Source organism: Bifidobacterium sp. UTBIF-78, assembly GCF_006408945.1.
GTDB classification, from domain to species: Bacteria; Actinomycetota; Actinomycetes; order Actinomycetales; family Bifidobacteriaceae; genus Bifidobacterium; species Bifidobacterium myosotis.
Genome location: NZ_JFAO01000041.1, coordinates 1 through 19,377 on the forward strand (window position 1 = coordinate 1; position 19,377 = coordinate 19,377).

Sequence of the window (19,377 nt, forward strand, 5' to 3'; positions counted from 1 at the left end):
CCCCCATCGGTCGAAATGCATTTCCGTCCCGCTCTTACCGCAGACATTGGCGAATCACCAGTGCGTCACTTCCATTGACGAATCACCATCGCCGACGAATGCACTCGGCACATTCGGTACTACCTCGTTGCGTGAAAGAAAAATGAAGAAAACCGCGCGACTTACCAGTGGGTCTATCGCGTTCGATGGCCGGGTGCTGCTCGGTCTCGACAAGTTGGGTCTGGTCCCGGTATCGCAGCAGTGTGAGGGGAAGGGCCGCGCGCCGGTGTGCGGCTGATCGGCTGCGAGCTCGAGGATGACATGGCCCGGTATTGCACGCAGCGCGGCGCGGTCGGCAGGGTGCGTTCCGTATGGTGTTGTCGATTCGCGCGGAACTCCCGCAATTATTGCCTGATTTCGAATTGTCGAACCCTACTCATGGTCGTATCGCGGTCGCGGGATGGTCACACCACTTGGAACAGCAGACACTTGAGATAGTCGGTCTCCGGCACGCCCCAGACAATTGGATGATCCGGGGCCTGCTGCCGCTCTTCGATCTGGCGCAGGCGCACGCCGGCATCCTGCGCTGCCTCGGCGAGCATGCGTTTGAAATGCTCGTGATCCATGAAATGCGAGCATGAGCAGGTCGCCAGATAGCCGCCGCGCGGTAGGATGCGCATTGCTCGGTAATTAATCTCGCGATAGCCTCGCGCGGCCGAGCCGATGGTTCTGCGACTCTTGGTGAACGCAGGTGGATCAAGAATGATGAAGTCGAAGCGTTCAGGGTTATGCGTGCGCTCCAGCTCGGGCAGCAGGTCAAAGATATTGGCGACGGTGAAGTCCATGCGGCCTGCGATATCCGGTCCGTTGAGCCGCGCGTTCTCCCGTGCCATGTCGATGGCGGTTTCGGATACGTCCACCGCGCGTACGAATTCCGCACCGCCGAGTGCCGCATTGAGGGCGAAGGAGCCGGTGTGCGTGCAGCAGTCGAGAACGCGTCGCCCTTGTGCCAGACGCGCCACGGCCCTGCGGTTGTACTTCTGGTCGAGGAAGAATCCCGTCTTCTGACCGTTTGCGAAGTCAACGTGATACCTGACGCCGTTTTCGGTGATGTCGGTGACTGTCGCACCCGAGTCGGCAGTACTGGTGCTGGCGTCGCCGGTATCGGTAGTGTCATCTCCTGATTTAGGCGTCCACCAGCCGGTTGTCTGCTCCAGCCCTTCCAGCGCGCGCGTGGCCACATCGTTGCGCTCGTAGATACCGCGCAGCGACACCCCGCCCTCGGCAAAGACCTTGAGCAGTGCCGGGAAGACCACGGATTTGAGCTGTTCCATGCCGGCGGACAACGTCTGAGTGACGAGCACATCGTTGAACCGGTCCACAATCAGACCGGGGAACTCGTCGGCTTCGGAGAAAATCACGCGGCAGGCATGCGCATCGTCACCCATTACGGTTTTGCGATACTCCCATGCCCAGCGAACCTTGCGCTCCCAGAACGCGGGGAAGAAATCATCGTTGGCGTTGCGCGTCACCAGACGCACGCGGATGCGGCTGTGCCGGGACAGCAGGCCGGTACCGAGATAGGAACCCTTGAGATTCACCACGTCCACGATTGAGCCGTCGGGCAAGGCCTCGAGCGGAATAATGTCGTCCTCGGTCTGGGGTGCGTTGAGGAACTCTTTGCGACGACGGCGCTCGCGGAAGTCGGTGGCGCTGTGTTGCGGTCGTGTGGATTGTTCGGATTGTTCGGAAGCCGCCGCCTCTCCGAAGCCGGACGAATCCCATGCTCCGGGTTTGAGCGAACCATTATTGTCCCATGATTCGCCTGAAGGCAGTTCGAACCGCCTCACTTCGCCTTCATATACCCAGGGATGCCCCTCTTCGATCGAGTGCGCGGCCTTTGCCGTGATCACGGCCCGCGGGTGCATTCTGTTCGTCTTCATAGCGTTTGTCCTGTCCGTCTATCGTGTCCGGCCCGCTCTTGCTCAGTGTGTGAGCACGGGTATGCACGTATCGGGGGAGAGAGGGCCGGTCGGCAGGAATCCCGATACGGGAATCCGCATCAGATTGCGGTCGCGCGCGCCCATTGGATAGTCGGCGTACGCGCAGATGCGATGCTGCCCGTAACCGACGCGATACCGGGCCGGCGCGGATTCAGCCGTGTGGTCTGCCGCGTCTTTCCGGCTGGTGAGATTGGTGGTATCGATGCGGTCGGTGTTGTCGATGGTGTTGGCGCGGTCGGCGTTATCGGCGTTTCCGGTGTCACCAGTGTGCTCGCCGCTGATTGCCGTGGCTTCGACGCTCGGGTCGCCGTAGCCGAACCACATCTCCAGAAATGTGCGCTCCCGTATTGAAGGGACGTCGAATTCCAGGTCGGGTGATGCGTCGGGGTGCTTCTCCAGCTGGTCCGATGCCAGATTCATCTGACTGCGGATGGCGTTCCAGTCCATCGCATCCCATTCGAGCCGGTTGTACTCCTCATGTCGGCTCGGCCAGAAATCGTCGTCGAATGCGCCGTCATACGGTTCGCGCACCTGTGGGAATTCCAAGCATCCCAGCGGAACCGCTTTCCACACGGCCTGCGGGCCGATTTCGTTGTTGGCCGTCAGAGAAAACGCGACCATGATTACCCTCCGCCACCCTGATATCCTTTTGGCCGCGGACGCTCAGTTACGTGCCGCGGTCGGCCGCCCCTTCAGCGGTCACTGGTTATATGTTCATTATGTGAATGATAAAGTCCGTTATATGGACATTAATGAACCGAAGGCATATTAGAGCAAGGCGGTTGGTCGCCGCAATCGACGACCAGCTCGCGGACCGGGCGTGTCCGGCTCGCGGAATGGAGGCGGGGAAGGAAGCGCGGGAGGGGAAGGGATTGGATGTTTCGTCACGCTCCGAGGGTTCGGGCGCGCACCCCGGCGGCGTCGACGAACCGGATGGCTGGCAACCCGGCGGCCCGTGCGCCGTCGATGTTGTACGGGGAATCATCCACGAAGAGCGTGGTCGCGCGGTCCACGCTGAACCGTTCGAGCGCGAGGCTGAAGAACGTTTCGTCCGGTTTGGCGGCACCGTCGCCGTCGCGGCCGGAGACGACGACGCCGTCCAACGCCTCGATCAGCTGGGGGAATCGACCCGCCATGACGGGCCATGTGTCCCGGCCCCAGTTCGTCAATCCCCATACGCGGACGCTCCGCCGTTTGAGATCGGCCAGCAGCTCTGGCATGCCGGGCATCGGACCGACCAGCGTGCGATCGATGTGTGCCGCATAGGTGCGCATCATTTGGGCCAATTGTGCGCCATATTCCTCTTCGTATGCGGGCAGCAGCTCGGGGTAGTCGGTACCGCGATCGTGCAGATCGTCGTAATACATGAATCCGCAGCGATCGTCGTCGGCGAAGAACGCTGCGACGTCTTCCTCGGGGAATAACCCGTCCAGCGCGCGTCGCGGCTGCCAATCGACCAGTACGCCGCAGAAATCGAAGATGACATCGTTGACCATGTCCGGCTATGCTACTCCATGTCGAGCGGCTCTTTGCTTGTCGGCGCGGGGAATGCGTCGTCAAGCAAAGCGAGCTCATCGGGGTCGAAATCGATATCAAGCGCCTTGAGATTGTCGAGCACATGCCCGGCGCTGCCGCTGCAAGGAATCGCGATGGTATCGGGGCGTCGCAGCACGAATGCGAGCAGCACCTGCATGGGCTCGACGTTGTGTGCCGTGGCGATATCGCGCACGGCGAGCGAATCGAGCAATCCGTCGCGCAAAGTGCCCGCTTGCGCCAGCGGGCAGTACGCCATCAGCGGCACCTGATGCGCGTCCATCCACGGCAGCAGGTCGAATTCCACGCCGCGTGAGCCGAGGTGATAGAGGTCCTGATTGACCGCGCAACGGTCGCCGCCCGGAACGCCGAACAGTTCACGCATGTCGTCGGTGTCGAAGTTCGACACGCCCCAGTTGCGGATCAGCCCGTCCGCCTTGGCCTGTTCCATGCACTCCACGGTCTCGGCCAGCGGCACCGAACCACGCCAGTGCAGCAGGTACATGTCCAGATAGTCCGTGCCGAGCCGCTTGAGCGATGCCTCCAGGCTGCGACGCAGATGACGGCGCCCGGCGTTATGCGGGTATACCTTGGAGACCAGAAACAGTTGCGACCGGTTTCGCCCCGCGATTGCGCGGCCCACCAGTGACTCCGCCCGCCCGTCGGCGTACATCTCGGCGGTGTCGATCAAGGTGATTCCGGCATCGAGGCCGGCCTGCAGCGCCGCAATCTCCTGCCGTTCGGGGCGGCGTCCCTCGGCCAGATGCCACGTACCCATGCCCAGCCGCGGCATCGTTGTGCCGTCGTGCAGCGTCACGGTCGGTATTGCGGTCCTCTTGCCGGTCTTTTCAACTGCCATATGCCATGCCTTCCTCGCATTGTCGTCGTCATTTCCGCCTTTGCCGTATCAAACGCCATGTCGAGCGCCGTATCCAAGCCTCGTGTTCGGAAGCGGACGGGAACATGTGCGCGGCATCTCAGACGGAACGCGCCTGCACGCTGTATCCGAGCATAGGAGGGATGCGTTGCGACGCGGGGGAGTTGCCCGACTCGTGAAGCGGCCGGGTAGGCGCGGGCGACTGGGGAGAGGCAGAATCTCAATCCTCAATTACCGGTGATACAAACCGCTGGTGGGAATGTCCTCCACTGCCTCGGTGTGGCTTCTGAAGCGATAATCCGATTCTCGGATCTGTCGCAGAGCATCTACACTGGCGACGCCACGGTGGAATCGGCGCTGAAGGCCATCCAGCAGGTCAGCGAGTCCATCGACCGATAGATTCGCGGACTTCGCGGCACTGTATTGACCTGACTAGCCGGTTGCCGATGGTCTTTTGGGCCTTGCTGACTTCATGACTGTCGGATTTCGACGCTTGACTGACGGTTCCCGACGCTTGGCTGTCGGATTTCGTACACCATATGTACGAGGTCCGACAGTCAAGCGTCGAAATCCGACACGTATGCGTCGAAATCCGACAGTGTTGCGTTGAGAACCGACAGTCAACAGTCATTGGTCACTGGCAGCCATTGGTCGCCGACGGTCATTGGTGTATGTGGCGCGATTCCGGAATGTCCGTAACGCAGTGCCCGCAACGCGGTGCCTGTGGCCTGCCGGTGTCGAGGCCGGCATGTAGATTAGACGATTGCTGTGTCGCGGAACGGGTCGCCGCATAAACCCGTACCGCATAAGGTCCAGTCGGGCCGCCGCAAGGCGCGATTCCCGGCGGATTGGCATCACTCGTGCGGGCGAATCCGTACGGGAAGGAATCCGGCGCATATGCAGGGGCATCGTGTGGTGTCGTGTGTGCGTGTGCGCCCCGACCGGTGACTGATATGCGGCAGCACTGAAGGAACAACAATGGTTAACGCTATTGAGGCTTTTGACGCCAAGCACCTGAAGCCGGCCGAGGAGATCCCGGCCTTCCGTCCCGGCGACACCGTCGACGTGAACGTGAAGATCCAGGAAGGCAACAACTCCCGTATCCAGACCTTCACCGGCGTGGTGATTGCTCGTAAGGGCGCTGGCGTGCGTGAGACCTTCGTGGTCCGCAAGATCAGCTTCGGCACCGGTGTGGAGCGCCGCTTCCCGCTGCACTCCCCGTCCATCGACTCCATCAAGCTCGTGCGCAAGGGTCGTGTGCGTCGCGCCAAGCTGTACTACCTGCGCGCTCTGCGCGGTAAGGCCGCTCGTATCGTCGAGCGTCGCGACAACTCCGCCAAGTGAGTTCGTGCCGCATCATGACTTCGGTTTGGCCGCGTGATTCACATCAGTGACCCGCGCGAATAAACCGTGAAATTCAGCCCGGAACCGTTTACGGTCCGGGCTGTTTTCATTGTGGCCGCGTATGATAGACGCGAATCGGTGGGTTCGGCGCAATGCGCATCAGATGATTCATGAGGAGACGGCATGCAGAACGATCAGGGCAACAACGGCGTATTCCCGGATTCTGAGACACCGGCGGGCGTGAAGCAGACGGATGCCGGCAGTGCTGCCGCCCCCGCGGCAGTGACATCTGCCGAGACATCGTCGGTGGAAGTTGCATCAGCCGAGACGCCGTCCACGGACACCTTGCCCGGCGAGTCCGCAGACGAACGCTCGTTGGGTACGTCGTCCGCCGCCATGCCGAGCGGCGAGACGTCGGCGGACGGACATGCTCTGGACACGCTGGCCGCTGAGGGCGTGTCATCCGGCTCTCATCTCTCCGTGCAACTTCCGGCCGTGCCGTCCCTGCGCGTCCAATCGTATGATTCCAGCCTTACCGATGCGGGAATAATCGTATCCGCTGATTTCCGCGATCCCGCGCCCAGCGACGGTTCCGACGGTTCAGGCGATTTCGGCGACGGTTCCTCCGAGGCCTCTGCTGCCGGAGTCAAGGGCGATTCGAGCGAACGCCGGGAACCCGATCGATCCGACTTCGCCCGCGCTGAGGACGAAGCCGTGGCCTCCCGGTATCCGTATGATTCGTATGCCTATGCCGGCGATGACAGTGCCGATGGCGTCGCCGGTGACGTTGATATCGACGGCGCTGGCGGCGTAGATGGCTTCGCGTCCGACCCTAGCGCAATCGACGACGCCGAATCCGCCGCCCGCGACGCGCGTACCTTCCAAGTGGCCGATCATGGCGTGGATGTTTCCCCGGTTCCGCCTGCGGTTCCGCCGCATGCGGCCTATGCCGCTGAGCCGTCCGCGGAGTCCGCCGGTCACGCCGACGGCAGCGGGCGACGGCAGCCCGACGGCTCCGTCACCGCTACCGATGCGGCTGCCGGCGCCGAAACGAAATCCAACGACCGGTTCACCTTCCGCGACTTCCTGCTGTGGTGCGGCGTGCCTGTGCTCATCGTGCTGCTGATCCGCATCCTGCTGGTCGGCTTCTATGAAATCCCCTCCCGTTCGATGATGGACACCGTGGTGCCGGGCGACCGTGTGGTGGCCAGCAAGCTCACCCCCAAGGTCTTCGACCTCAAGCGCGGCGATGTGGTGGTCTTCAAGGACCCCAACAACTGGCTCAGCGAGGAGCAGAGCGGCGGCTTCGGCGGCGGCTACCTCATCAAGCGTCTTATCGGTCTGCCCGGCGACGTGGTGGAGTGCAAGGGCGCGGGGCAGCCGGTCACCATCAACGGCGTGGCCATCAACGAGAGCTCGTACATCCGCCCCGGCGTGGAGCCCAGCGCCTTCCCGTTCTCCGTGACCGTGACCGAAGGCCATATCTTCGTCATGGGTGATAATCGCGCCAATTCCGCCGATTCCCGGTACCATCAGGACGATGCCGACCGTGGTCTGGTGCCCATTTCCGATGTGGTTGGCGTGGGATTCGTGCGTTACTGGCCGCTCGACCGCATCAGTCTGATCGATTCCCACCACGAGGTGTTCGATGCCGTGCCGGAGGGCACTGCGTCGGGGGAGTAGTCGGGGAGTGAGCTGTCGGTGGGCATCACCAAACCGCCCGTTCCGTTCGGGCCAATAATTGACGAAGATGATGGTGCCGCTCTTGTCGGTGGACGGCGCTTGGCGTTTGCTCCGCTGGTCGGTGGCATTCGTCCTCTGGTCGGCGGCGTTTGTCCGCTATCCGACACCTATGGCAGGCGCTCATCGACCGGTGATTGACCGAGTCGTCCATCGCGCGGGCGAATCGCCGTTGGACCCGGCGCCGTCGCTCGCGAACGTCCGCAATCTTAAAATCCCGCCAACCAATCCCATCAGTCAATCCCGCCAACCGATTCCACCAACCGATTCGCCACGAACCGCACGAACGATAGGGGAGCGCCAATGCCTGTGATTACGCCGACGCTTGATATGGAACGACGCCTCGCCGCCAACGGCTACGACCTGATCGTCGGATTCGACGAGGTCGGCCGTGGTGCGCTCGCCGGCCCGGTGATGGTCGGCTGCGCAGCCATCTGGGCGCGCGATCTTGAACCGCTGTCCAGCGCCGATGGCGGTGACGATGATATCGATGGCAGCTGCGATGGCGGCGATAGTAGCGACCGTGGCGTCAGCCGTGCCGCGCACGACGGGGATGCTACCGGTGCCGCCGGTTTTGGCGGCACCACCGGGACTGCGGATAACGATTCCGGCTCTCACGACGAGTCGTCCGCCCACGGACGTCGCTTTCTGACCGTGCCGGATGGCGTGGCCGATTCCAAGCTGCTCACCGAACACCGACGCGAGGCCATCTTCGACGAATTGCGCCGCTGGTGCGCCGCATACGCGGTGGGCGGTGCCAGCAACACCGAAATCGATGAGTGGGGCATCACCTATGCCCTCGGCGTCGCGTCGCTGCGAGCCTTGGCCGATGTGGAACGGCAGCTGGGGGTGGGCGCCGAACGCGCTGCTCACGTCGCTCAGGCCGTCCGCACCGCCCGCACTGACGATCCCATCCGAGTCGCTGCAATCCTCGACGGCCCAAGCGACTACATCACCAAGGCGCTCGGCACCTTCGACGCGCCCGACGTACCGGTTCCGGCGCGCGTCACCACCAAAGTCAAGGGCGACCGTCATTGCGCCACCGTCGCCACCGCGGCGGTCATCGCCAAAGTGACCCGTGACCGGCTCATGGTCGACATCGCGCACGACAATCCGCAGTACGCGCCCTACCAGTGGGACCATAACAAAGGGTACGGCTCCGCCGCCCATCGTTCGGCCATCGCCGAACTTGGCCCCACGCCGCTGCATCGGCTCTCCTGGCACCTCACCTGACGCCTCATGTGCACTCGTGGACGGATGCGTACGTTGGCGGAAAGCCGCCATCCCGGTGGTGCTTCCGGTGACGAGCCATGGTTGCCGGCCTAGGCCGATGCCCTGTGCCAGCGCCACACTTCTCGAGCGTCCTCGAAGCATCCGTGACCTCGGCCTGGAGGCAGCGGCGCGACACGATATTGTGAGCGCTAACGCACAACTTGGCGGAACGCGCTAAAGTCGATACTGTACAGAGCAGCAGTTCGGCCATGCAACGTTCGCTGGCCGCCAGCGGGAAGGTTCGGTAGTAATGGTAACCAGCCGCAGACCAAGCAAACGTCCCTCGATGTTCGAGGTCGCCAGACTCGCCGGTGTCAGTCATCAGACCGTCTCCCGCGTGATCAACAATTCACCGGACGTCTCCGACGCCACGCGCGCTCGCGTGCAGGCGGCCATCGAGCAGCTCGGCTATCGCCCGTCCAATTCCGCGCGTGCCCTGGCGTCACGCCGTTCGCGCACCATCGGGCTCATCGCCGGCGGATTGAAGTTCTTCGGCCCGATTTCCGCCATCACGTCCATCGAATCGATGGCCCGCGACCATGGCCTGTTCATGAGCGTGATGATGGTGCATGAGGCGCTGTGCACCCAAGCCGATTTCGACAACCTGTGCGACACGTTCAACGAACAGAACGTGGACGCCTTCATCTTCCTGACGCCGACGGATGTGATGTTCGCAGCCGCCTGCCGCGCGGGCGTGACGCAACCCCGCGTGATCGTGACCTCCACCCATGGTCAGGTGACGGTGCGCGAGGGCCTGAGCCTGATTCCCTCGGACAACCGTCGCCGCACCTCGCTCGTAGGCATCGACCAGTGGGATGCCATGGGCAAGGTGGTCCGACTGCTCGCCGAATACGGCCACAAATCGGCCCTGTATTTCGCCGGGCCCAACGAATGGCGCGACGCTCATACGCGACTTGACGCCTGGCGCAAGCTTTCCGCCGCGAAATCCATCGATTCGCAGATCGTGCGCTGCCATACCTGGGATTCGGACGAAGCGTACGCTCATATGAACCATCTGCTGGACGAATACGGGCAGCGCGGCGCCGCGTTGCCCACTGTGGTGGTGTCCGCCAACGACAATCAGGCCATGGGCATCTGCCGCGCGCTGCATGAGCACGGCGTGCGGATTCCTCAGGACGTGAGCGTGGTGGGCTTCGACGACATGTCCGGCATGGACAACATGTATCCGCCGCTGACCACGGTCCGCCCCGATTTCGAGGGACTGGGTGTGGCCGCCATGCGCGAGACGTTGCGGCTGCTGGGAGAGGGCGGCGAGCCCGCGTTCCTCGCCAGTCAGCACGGCGTGGGGCTGATTCCCGCCAAGGTGGTGGGACGGCGCTCGCTGGGGCCCGCGCCGCGTCGGTAGTGGTGGGCTTCCTGCGTTAAGGTTCCTGCATTACGTATAGCCTTTGGCTGTGTAGGGTTTCTGCATTGGTTTGCTGTGCTGGTTTTCGCTGGCGCTGGTTGGCTGCCAGTCTCCGACGTGTCTTTGACGCTTGGCTGTCGGTTTTCGGCGCTTGGCTGCCGGTCTCCGACGTGTCCGTGACGCTTGGCTGTCGGATTTCTACCGTTGGCTGTCGGGTTTCTGCACTTGACTGTCGGACCTCGACCGTTGGTTGTCGGACCTCGTACGAAATATGTACGAGATCCGACACTCAAGCGTCGAGGTCCGACAGTTTGGCTCTGAGGCCCGACAGTCTTTGGTCGAGGTCCGACAGCCAACGGTGGGAATCTGACAGTTTGGCATCGGAATCCGGAATCAGGATCCGGAATCGGAATCCGGCAGTGTGGCGTTGGAACCGCGTTGGGAATGGCAGTTTGGCGCCGAAACCCGGCAGTCGAACATCCCTGTTATCGAACCGTTATCTTTCGTGACACGGTATAAGTTGTGTCGAATGCGGGTTATCGGTACAATGGCTTGTGGAAATTGTGAGCGCTAACAGCCACCCCAAAGAGGGGGTTTGCGCCCAGGCGTTCCGAGGCAAAGGATAGATATGGCAGCAATCGACAACGCGGCCGAACAGGTCGCGACCATCGCCGAGAAGATCCGCGCGGGCAAGACCACGCTCGGCATCGAATTCGGCTCCACCCGCATCAAGGCCGTCCTCATCGACGACGACTTCCGCACCATCGCCTCCGGCGACTACAGCTGGGCCTCCCATCTGGAGGACGGCCTGTGGAGCTACTCCACCGAGGAGATCTGGGGCGGTCTGCAGTCCGCCTACGCCTCCATGGCCAATGATGTGGAGACCGCCTACGGTGAGAAGCTGACCCACATCGGTCACATCGGCTTCTCCGCCATGATGCACGGCTATCTGGCCTTCGATGAGAACGGCGAGCTGCTCGTGCCGTTCCGCACCTGGCAGAACACCAACACCTCCGAAGCGCACCAGAAGCTTTCCGAGCTGTTCCAGTACAACATCCCCGAGCGCTGGTCCATCGCCCACCTGTATCAGGCCGTGCTCAACAAGGAGGAGCACGTCTCCAAGGTGGCGTACTTCACCACGCTGGCCGGTTACGTGCACTGGAAGCTCACCGGCAAGAAGGTCCTCGGCGTGGGCGATGCCTCCGGTATGTTCCCGATCGACCCGACCACCCACACCTACGAGACCGAGTTCATCGAGAAGTTCGACGCCCTGCCCGAGGTCGCGGCCCAGCCGTGGAAGCTCGAGAACCTGCTGCCCACCCCGCTCGTGGCCGGCACCCCGGCCGGTGAGCTGACCGAGGAGGGCGCCAAGCTCCTCGATCCGTCCGGCACCCTGAAGCCCGGCATCGTGCTCGCCCCGCCGGAAGGCGACGCCGGCACCGGCATGGTGGCCACCAACTCCGTGCGCGTGCGTACCGGCAACGTCTCCGCCGGCACCTCGATCTTCGCGATGGTCGTGCTCGAGCGCAAGCTCAGGGCCCTCCACCCCGAGGTTGACCTCGTCACCACGCCGGCCGGTGATCTGGCCGGTATGAGCCACGCCAACAACTTCACCTCCGACCTCAACGCGTGGGTCGGCCTGTTCGGCGAGTTCGCCAAGGCCATCGGCACCCCGGTGGACGCCGGCACCCTGTACGGCACGCTGTTCCGCGCCGCCATCGCCGACGATGTGGACGCCAACTGCGGCGGCCTGCTCAACTACCCGTTCCGCTCCGGCGAGTTCCTGGCCGGTCTGCCGGAAGGCCGTCCGCTGTTCGCCCGCAGCCCCGAGGCCCACATGACCCTCGGCAACTTCATGCGCGCCCAGCTGTTCTCCGCGTTCTCTCCGGTCAAGATCGGCATGGACGTCATGACCAAGCAGGAGCACGTTCAGGTGGACTCCCTGGTGGGCCACGGCGGCATCTTCACCACCCCGAAGGTGGCGCAGAGCATTCTGGCCGCCGCGTTCAACACCCCGATCAAGGTCATGTCCACCGCTGCCGAGGGTGGTGCATGGGGTATGGCCGTGCTCGCCAACTACCTGTGGAACACCAATGAGGACCACACCAACCTGGCCGACTTCCTCGACGGTTGCGTGTTCAAGGACGCCAAGTCCACCACCGAGGTTCCGGTTGCCTCCGACGTGGTCGGCTTCGAGGACTTCTTCGCCCGCTTCTCGAAGGGCCTGCCCATCGAGCACACCGCCATCGAGTCCATCGATCTCGAAGACAAGTAGGTCTTCTTCTCTCCTTTCGGCCTCCTTCTAAGGGAGGCGGCCGGAGGAGAGACCCAAAACAGTATTTGAAGCAAACGTCCATCCATGACAGTGGAAAGGAAAACCAACAATGGCAACTTTGGCTGATTACGGTCCCGAGGTTCGCGCCGAGGTCAAGCAGGTTCGCGAGGTCGTCTCCAACCTGCACCAGCAGCTCATCAAGTGGAACCTGGTCGTGTGGACCGCTGGCAACGTGTCCCAGCGTCTGCACACCGCCGACCTGATGGTGATCAAGCCCTCCGGCGTGCGCTACGAGAACCTGACCCCGAACTCGATGGTCGTGTGCGACCTCGAGGGCAACGTGGTCGATGGCTCCGAGGCCCCGTCCTCCGACACCGCTTCTCACGCCTACATCTACCGCAACATGCCGGACGTGTACGGCGTCGTGCACACCCACTCCACCTACGCCACCGCTTGGGCCGCCACCGGTCAGAACATCCCCTGCGGCCTGACCATGATGGGCGACGAGTTCGGCGGCCCGGTGCCGGTCGGCCCGTTCCGTCTCATCGGCTCCGAGGCCATCGGCAAGGGCGTCGTCGAGACCCTGAAGAAGTACCCGAAGTCCCCGGCCGTCCTCATGCAGAACCACGGTCCGTTCACGATCGGCAAGGACGCTGAGGGTGCCGTCAAGGCCGCCGCCATGACCGAGGAGGTCGCGCACACCATGTGGGCCGCCCGTCAGCTCGGCGAGATCATCGAGATCGACCAGGCCGATATCGATAAGCTGAACGACCGCTACCAGAACGTCTACGGCCAGCACTGACTTGGCGGAGTGTCCGCGGCGTTGCTCCTCGGTCGACGTGCCTTCGCACGCCTTCCCTCGGTGCGCCTTGCGAACACACACGCCAAGCCGTCGCTGACGCGATGACTGCGCCGGCACTGAGGGCTTTCCTTTTGGCCCCCTCTGATGAGGGGCTGAACCGTAAAGCAAACGCCAGAGGCGTTTGTAGGCGAAGGCGAGCGACAGCGAGCTGATATAAGGCCAACTGCAGGCTGTCTTTGACTGCGGGTGGGGAGAGCCCCACTGATTGATAAGCAAATAAAGACTTTGGTCCGACTGCAAAGTCGACCAAAATGTGATTCATCCATCACAATGAAGTAAAGGAAGTAACCCATGGTTATGGAGAACCCCTTCGAGGGCAAGGAAATCTGGTTCGGCGTCGGTTCGCAGGACCTGTACGGTGAGGAGGCCCTGCGTCAGGTGGCCATCCACTCCGCCGAAATGGTCGACTACCTGAACAACACCGGCAAGATTCCGGCGAAGATCGTCCTCAAGCCCACCCTGAAGTCCTCCGACGGCGTCAAGGAGTTCATGGTCGAGGCCTCCGCCAACCCGAACGTCATCGGTGTGATCACCTGGTGCCACACCTTCTCCCCGGCCAAGATGTGGATTCGTGGCCTCGAAGTGCTGACCAAGCCGTTGCTGCAGCTGGCCACCCAGCACCACAAGGAGATCCCGTGGGAGACCATCGACATGGACTTCATGAACCTGAACCAGGCCGCCCACGGCGACCGTGAGTTCGGTTACATCGTCTCCCGCCTCGGTATCAAGCGCAAGATCGTCGTTGGCCACTACACCGACCCCGAGGTTGCCGAGAAGGTCGGCACCTGGGCCCGCGCCTGCGCCGGCTGGGACGCCTCCAACAACATGAAGGTCATGCGCTGGGGCGACAACATGCGTAACGTCGCCGTCACCGAGGGCGACAAGACCGAGGCCGAGCGCGTCTTCGGCGCCTCCATCAACACCTGGGCCGTCAACGAGCTCGTCGCCGCGTACGAGGCCGTCAAGGACGATCAGGTCAAGGAGATCATCGAGGACTACAAGGCCAAGTACGATGTCGATCCGGCCCTGCTGGACGCCAAGTACGACTCCCTGTTCATCGCCGCCAAGGAAGAGGCCGCGATGGTCAACATGATGCGCGCCAACGGCTGCACCGCCGGCGTTGACAACTTCGAGGACCTCGGCGCCCTCCCGCAGCTGCCGGGCGTCGGCCCGCAGCGCTTCCCGTCCGAGTACGGCTGGGGCTTCTCCGCCGAGGGTGACTGGAAGACCGCTGTGCTTGTGCGCATCGGTGCCGTCATGGGCTACGGCCTTGAGGGTGGCGCCTCCCTGATGGAGGACTACTCCTACAACTTCACCGAGGGCGACGAGCTCGACATGGGCTCCCACATGCTCGAGGTCTCCCCGTCCATCGGCACCATCGCCAAGCCGAAGCTGGAGATTCACCCGCTGGGCATCGGCGGCAAGGCCGACCCGGTCCGTCTGGTCTTCTCCGGCAAGCCGAAGAAGGACGCGGTCGTCGTCTCCATGTCCGACGTGCGCGAGCGCTTCCGCCTGCTCATGGACGTCGTGGACGTCGTCGAGCCGCAGGGCTCCCTCAAGGAGCTTCCGTGCGCCCGCGCCGTCTGGCAGCCGAAGCCGTCCCTGAAGACCGCCGTCCAGTGCTGGATCACCGCCGGCGGCTCCCACCACACCTGCATGACCACCTCCGTCGGTCGTGAGGCTTGGGAGGACTTCGCTCGCATCGCCGGTGTCGAGCTCGCCGTCATCGACGAGAACACCACCGCCCGCCAGTTCGAGAAGGAGCTGGAGCTGTCCGAGATGGTGCACCGTCTCGACAACCGTCACTGATTGACTGAGCGCTTTCTGCGCTGAGCCGTGAAGCTACCGGCCCAGCGCAGAGGGACTGTTAGTGGCAGTAGCGACGTGAGAGGCCGGTAGCCTTCAGGGGCCATGCACGAGCACAACGGGAGACTCGACGTATACGTATGCCTGTGCGTCTACGTCTCCCAAGCTTTTCGGCTTGTGCAGGTCGATTAGTGTCGGCAGGCTGTCTCCGATCAATCGATTCAGAGCGTCGAACATCGCATGAAAGGGGCCGTTCCGGGAAACCGGGGCGGCCCCTGTTGCTATGTGGTTCCTATTGTTTTCCGCTCATGTCGTGTGTGCTCCGTCTGCGAACCAATCTGTTCGGATTCGCATTCGGTCCTGTTCAAGCTTCCACTCAAGACTGACCAATGCAAGGCAATCGCAACGATGATGACGTTGACTTACGAGTTGTGAATTCGAGCCTGACCTGTGTGAAGCGGTTCGCATTTGTCCCGATTCCTCCGTGAGATGCATCTTGGGCTATGGGGACAAATCTCGTTGTCCCCATTTATGATTTTGGTTCTTTTTTGAAAATCGTGGCAAGCGAACATGCCCCGATACGGGTTGCAATCGTTTGCTGTGGTGATTGTGGCAAGAACGCGAAATTCAAAACCGCATGATTCCGCCATTGTTAAGGTGTGGTCTGTGCGAGCCCCAAACGGGCGTTGCCACGATTTGCGGAAAAGGGGTGGAATTCATGAATCGTGGCAACACTATATGTACACGATTATCGTTTGTATCGATCCACATGCGAATCGTGGCAACATGCAGCGCTATGGAGCACACTGCAAGCGTGCAATGCGACGGTATTGCAGGCGAATGATACCGAATTACTGCCGGCAGCTCTCCACGAACGTGTCGAATATGGCCTGGGAACGCGGGTCCACGCGATACAGGAATTCGGGATGCCATTGGACGGCCCAGAGGAATCGGCTGGCCGGACGCCATATTGCCTCAATCACGCCGTCGGGCGCTGTAGCCATGACCTCAAGGTCTGGTGCGGGTTCGCGCACAGCCTGATGGTGGTAGCTGTTTACGGCGATCTCGGACTGTCCGGCGAACAGTCCGGCCAGTGGCGTGCCCGGCGCCAGGGAAACCGTATGACCGAACGCATCGTATGGCGGTTTCATATGATGCTCGATATCGCTGGGATGCTCGGTCGGCAGATCCTGCCATAACGTGCCGCCGAGGCATGCATTAATAAGCTGGATGCCGCGGCAGATTCCCAAGATCGGCTTATCCGCCGCTATCACCTCGGCTAGCAGCCGAGACTCCATCCTGTCACGCTCCGGACTTAACACCTCGCTTCGGCCGGTAGCGCCGGCGTCTGCGATGCTCGCATCGCCATCGCCGTTGGTGATATTCGACGCGCGCGCGGGGGAGCTGTCCTCCGGGACGACGGACCGTGTCGAAAGTGACGGGGAAGATGCCGAATCTGGTGGCAGCGCCGGCGATTCTTTCTCCAGCTTGGCTTGTGCTGTTGCGGCTGACCCGGCATTCGGCGACACGTCCATTCCCGCATCCGGCGTCTTGTACAGCGACATGTCCGGCCTCGCGCATGGTCCCACGTCCGGGCCGCCGGTGAACAGGAATGCATCGAACCGCTGTGCGCATTGCGCGATGATGCTCGGATTGTCCGTCAACGGCAGCATGACAGGGGTGCCGCCGGCCCGCATCACCGCGTCCATATAGCCGGGCAGCATCCACAGGCTGTCGCGCCCGTAATCCATCAGCGGCGTCACCGCGATCAACGGTCGTTGAACGGTCATGAGTGCATCCTTCCGTGGTCAGGCAAGTCGGTCGCCGACCGAGCAAGATGCCGGCCAAGTGGATTATGGCATCACGGGAAACCTGTGACGCATGATTGGCTGCCGATGCCGCCACTGTACCGAACCCATGTAACGGTAAGAGGTGTACGACGTCGGGCTGTAGAGCGACGGGAGACGTGGCCTCACAGATACAGCCTCAGAGCGCAACCGCGTTTAAGTACCCGCACGACAAAACGATGATGCCCTTCGAGCCGGTATGATTTCGATTGAAGGGTATCATCGTCGTGCTGTCTCAAGGAACCCTCGATATGGCGGTCGTTCTCCGCTCAGTGCTTGCCGTTGTAGATTTCGCTGTCGATCACGTCGGCGAATACGCGGTTGACAGCGGGGCGCACCACCTTGAGCGAGGGCGTCAGGCACTTGTTCTCCTGCGTGAACCGGTCGTCAAGCACCACGAACTTGCGTACGGATTCGGCGCGGGAGACCGTGGCGTTCGCCTTGTCCACATACTGCTGGATCTCCTCGCGCACCGCCGCGTTCGCCGCGAGCCGGTCCACCGGCGTCTCGGACGACAGCCCGTGGGCGGGCAGCCAGACGGCCAGCGACTCCGGGTCGAGCGTGACCAGCGCGCCGATGAACGGGCGGCGGTCACCCACCACCACGCAGTGCTCCACAATCGGGCACTTGGCGATCTCCTCCTCCAGCGGGATGGGGGAGACGTTCTTGCCGCCGGCGGTGATGATGATGTCCTTGATACGGCCGGTGATGATGATGCGGCCCGCGTCGTCGATCTCCGCCAGATCGCCGGTGCGCAGCCAACCGTCGGCGGTGAACGCCTCGGCGGTCTTCTCCGGCAGGTTGTGGTAGCCGCGGAAGACGTTCGGGCCCTTGACCTGCAGCTCACCGTCGTCCGAGATGCGCACCGAGGAGCCGGGCGCGGGCTGACCGACCGTGCCGATCACGTTGTCGTCCACGCGGGTGGCGGCGAACGGGGCGGCCGTTTCGGTCATGCCGTAGCCCTGGATCATCGGCAGCCCGATGCCGTTGTAGAAATGCGCCAGATCCAGCGACAGCGGGGCGCCGCCGCAGGCCACGTACTTGATGCGCGGACCCAGTGCGCCGCGCACCGTGCGGTAGACGAGGGCGTCGTAACGGGCGTGTTCGGCGATTTCGCCGAGCGTGTGCTTCATGCCGGCCTGCTCCTTGCGGCTCCAGATGCGCGCCGCCTCGGCGGCCTTGAGGAACAGCCGGCCCTTCCAGCCTGCGCCCGCCTTGTGCGAGGCGGCGTTGTAAACCTTCTCGAACACGCGCGGCACGCCGAGCAGGTACGTCGGCTCGAAGGAACGCAGGTCCGGCAACAGCGACTTGGTGTCAGGCAGATAGCCGACCACGCCGTCGTCCGAGGCGATGGAGGCGTACTGGATGAAGCGCGCGAAGCAGTGAGCGAGCGGCAGGAACAGCAGCAGGCGCGGATGGTCGTCGAGGACCATCTGGTGCAACGCCTGCGAGGCCGCCAGCGTGATGGACACGAAATTGCGGTGCGTCAGCTCCACGCCCTTCGGATTGCCGGTGGAACCGGACGTGTACACGATGGTGGCGAGGTCGTCGGTGGTGACGGTGGCCGCGCGCTCCTCCAGCTCCTCGTCCGAGACGGCCACGCCGAGGCCCTCCAGCGCGCCCAGTGCGTTGCCTTCGATCATGAGGATCTGACGCAGGGCCGGGCAGTTGTCCTTGACCGAGTCGAGACGGTCGTAGCGCTCGCGATTGTCAGCGAAGGCCAGTTTCACGTCGGAATCGTTCATGATGCGCTGTGCCTGCGATGCGGAGTCGGTGTCGTAGATCGGCACGCTCACTGCGCCCACCGCGGCCAGCGCGAAGTCCAGCACGCCCCATTCGAGGCGGGTGGAGGAGAAGATCGTCACGGCGTCGCCCTTGCGGATGCCGAGGGCGATCAGGCCCTTCGCGGCGGAGACGACGAGTTTGTGGAACTCCCCGGTGGTCACGTCCTGCCAATGGCCGGGGCCGAGCTTCTTGGCGGCGATCACCGTGGAGGCGCCGGTGCGCTCCAGTCGGTCGGTGAGCAGTGAATAGATGGTCTGATCGTCGCGCAGCTGGATGGACTCGCCCGGCGTGGTGTATTCGGTAAGCATATGCGGCATGTTCCTTCGTGACGTAAGTGGCGTGCGGCTGACTGACGTCTTGATGTCCTGTCTGATGGCCAGCGCGTCGATGCTGTCGCGGGATTGACGTTTCCGGCCATGCTGTCACCGAGGTTACGCTGCCGTAGCGTGGCTCGCGTTGTGGGGAGTGGAGAAGTTGGCGCATGGGTTTTGTCGATTGCCTACAAGGCTTTGTTGATTGCCCTACGAGGTGCGGGGCTGGCGTCGAAATGGGTGGACCCTGGGATGATGTCGGGGATTCAGCCGTGGTGGTGTCGTTGTGGTAGTGCTGGGACGATGATGGGACATCGCCGGGGATGGTGTCGGGGGACAACGCTGAGGCTGATTCCGCGGCGGGCGAGGAAGAACGG

13 protein-coding genes and 2 pseudogenes are annotated in these 19,377 nt (G+C 62.8%); 9 read left to right on the plus strand and 6 right to left on the minus strand.

Annotation, left to right across the window (positions count from 1 at the left end; translation table 11 throughout):
* On the plus strand, nt 1-277 hold a 277-nt coding region (locus BG22_RS10980), incomplete at its 5' end, for a hypothetical protein (RefSeq protein ID WP_219846942.1).
* A gap of 166 nt (nt 278-443) precedes the next feature.
* Here the strand turns inward: BG22_RS10980 and BG22_RS08870 are convergent.
* From BG22_RS08870 to BG22_RS08885, 4 genes are all read right to left on the minus strand, one after another.
* Entirely contained in the window at nt 444-1,922 is a 1,479-nt protein-coding gene (locus tag BG22_RS08870) for a class I SAM-dependent rRNA methyltransferase (RefSeq protein WP_219846943.1), read from the minus strand.
* 42 nt (nt 1,923-1,964) lie between these two features.
* Complete coding sequence (locus tag BG22_RS10900) at nt 1,965-2,603, minus strand: hypothetical protein (protein ID WP_181163465.1); 639 nt, start codon at nt 2,601-2,603, stop codon at nt 1,965-1,967.
* 263 nt (nt 2,604-2,866) lie between these two features.
* Nucleotides 2,867-3,478 (minus strand): HAD family phosphatase, encoded by a 612-nt coding sequence (locus BG22_RS08880; RefSeq protein WP_140494906.1) that lies wholly within the window; start codon nt 3,476-3,478, stop codon nt 2,867-2,869.
* A gap of 11 nt (nt 3,479-3,489) precedes the next feature.
* Nucleotides 3,490-4,374, minus strand: coding sequence for an aldo/keto reductase (locus tag BG22_RS08885; protein WP_140494908.1), 885 nt, complete (start codon nt 4,372-4,374; stop codon nt 3,490-3,492).
* 996 nt (nt 4,375-5,370) lie between these two features.
* Here BG22_RS08885 and rplS point away from each other — a divergent pair.
* From rplS to araA, 8 genes and pseudogenes are all read left to right on the plus strand, one after another.
* On the plus strand, nt 5,371-5,736 hold the full coding sequence (gene rplS, locus BG22_RS08890; protein ID WP_094667001.1) for a 50S ribosomal protein L19: 366 nt from the start codon (nt 5,371-5,373) through the stop codon (nt 5,734-5,736).
* Nucleotides 5,737-6,576: 840 nt separating this feature from the next.
* Nucleotides 6,577-7,419: a signal peptidase I gene (gene lepB / locus BG22_RS08895; RefSeq protein ID WP_375137717.1), complete on the plus strand. Its 843-nt coding sequence runs from the start codon at nt 6,577-6,579 to the stop codon at nt 7,417-7,419.
* A gap of 366 nt (nt 7,420-7,785) precedes the next feature.
* Nucleotides 7,786-7,974: pseudogene (locus tag BG22_RS11520) on the plus strand (ribonuclease HII); the annotation flags it as partial.
* A 150-nt stretch (nt 7,975-8,124) separates the two neighbouring features.
* A pseudogene (locus tag BG22_RS11525) lies at nt 8,125-8,709 on the plus strand (ribonuclease HII); the annotation flags it as partial.
* A gap of 289 nt (nt 8,710-8,998) precedes the next feature.
* Entirely contained in the window at nt 8,999-10,114 is a 1,116-nt protein-coding gene (locus BG22_RS08905; RefSeq protein WP_140494910.1) for a LacI family DNA-binding transcriptional regulator, read from the plus strand.
* A 628-nt stretch (nt 10,115-10,742) separates the two neighbouring features.
* Nucleotides 10,743-12,389, plus strand: coding sequence for a xylulokinase (locus BG22_RS08910; protein WP_140494912.1), 1,647 nt, complete (start codon nt 10,743-10,745; stop codon nt 12,387-12,389).
* Nucleotides 12,390-12,498: 109 nt separating this feature from the next.
* Nucleotides 12,499-13,191, plus strand: coding sequence for an L-ribulose-5-phosphate 4-epimerase (locus BG22_RS08915; protein ID WP_094666998.1), 693 nt, complete (start codon nt 12,499-12,501; stop codon nt 13,189-13,191).
* Nucleotides 13,192-13,542: 351 nt separating this feature from the next.
* Nucleotides 13,543-15,060, plus strand: coding sequence for an L-arabinose isomerase (gene araA, locus BG22_RS08920; protein ID WP_094666997.1), 1,518 nt, complete (start codon nt 13,543-13,545; stop codon nt 15,058-15,060).
* Between the two features lie 848 nt (nt 15,061-15,908).
* Here araA and BG22_RS11230 read toward each other — a convergent pair.
* Together BG22_RS11230 and BG22_RS08935 are read right to left on the minus strand one after the other, a co-directional pair.
* Nucleotides 15,909-16,781 (minus strand): gamma-glutamyl-gamma-aminobutyrate hydrolase family protein, encoded by an 873-nt coding sequence (locus BG22_RS11230; protein WP_375137718.1) that lies wholly within the window; start codon nt 16,779-16,781, stop codon nt 15,909-15,911.
* 392 nt (nt 16,782-17,173) lie between these two features.
* Nucleotides 17,174-18,997, minus strand: coding sequence for a long-chain fatty acid--CoA ligase (locus tag BG22_RS08935; RefSeq protein WP_140494913.1), 1,824 nt, complete (start codon nt 18,995-18,997; stop codon nt 17,174-17,176).
* Nucleotides 18,998-19,377 lie beyond the last annotated feature (380 nt).

What these genes read in the sequence shown, in the direction of transcription:
- BG22_RS10900 (WP_181163465.1), bottom strand. Translation starts at nt 2,603, where the DNA reads ATGGTCGCGTTTTCTCTGACGGCCAACAACGAAATCGGCCCGCAGGCC.
- BG22_RS08905 (WP_140494910.1), top strand. Translation starts at nt 8,999, where the DNA reads ATGGTAACCAGCCGCAGACCAAGCAAACGTCCCTCGATGTTCGAGGTC.
- BG22_RS11230 (WP_375137718.1), bottom strand. Translation starts at nt 16,781, where the DNA reads ATGCTGCCCGGCTATATGGACGCGGTGATGCGGGCCGGCGGCACCCCT.
- BG22_RS08880 (WP_140494906.1), bottom strand. Translation starts at nt 3,478, where the DNA reads ATGGTCAACGATGTCATCTTCGATTTCTGCGGCGTACTGGTCGATTGG.
- BG22_RS08870 (WP_219846943.1), bottom strand. Translation starts at nt 1,922, where the DNA reads ATGAAGACGAACAGAATGCACCCGCGGGCCGTGATCACGGCAAAGGCC.
- BG22_RS08910 (WP_140494912.1), top strand. Translation starts at nt 10,743, where the DNA reads ATGGCAGCAATCGACAACGCGGCCGAACAGGTCGCGACCATCGCCGAG.
- rplS (WP_094667001.1), top strand. Translation starts at nt 5,371, where the DNA reads ATGGTTAACGCTATTGAGGCTTTTGACGCCAAGCACCTGAAGCCGGCC.
- BG22_RS08885 (WP_140494908.1), bottom strand. Translation starts at nt 4,374, where the DNA reads ATGGCAGTTGAAAAGACCGGCAAGAGGACCGCAATACCGACCGTGACG.
- BG22_RS08935 (WP_140494913.1), bottom strand. Translation starts at nt 18,997, where the DNA reads ATGCTTACCGAATACACCACGCCGGGCGAGTCCATCCAGCTGCGCGAC.
- BG22_RS08915 (WP_094666998.1), top strand. Translation starts at nt 12,499, where the DNA reads ATGGCAACTTTGGCTGATTACGGTCCCGAGGTTCGCGCCGAGGTCAAG.
- araA (WP_094666997.1), top strand. Translation starts at nt 13,543, where the DNA reads ATGGTTATGGAGAACCCCTTCGAGGGCAAGGAAATCTGGTTCGGCGTC.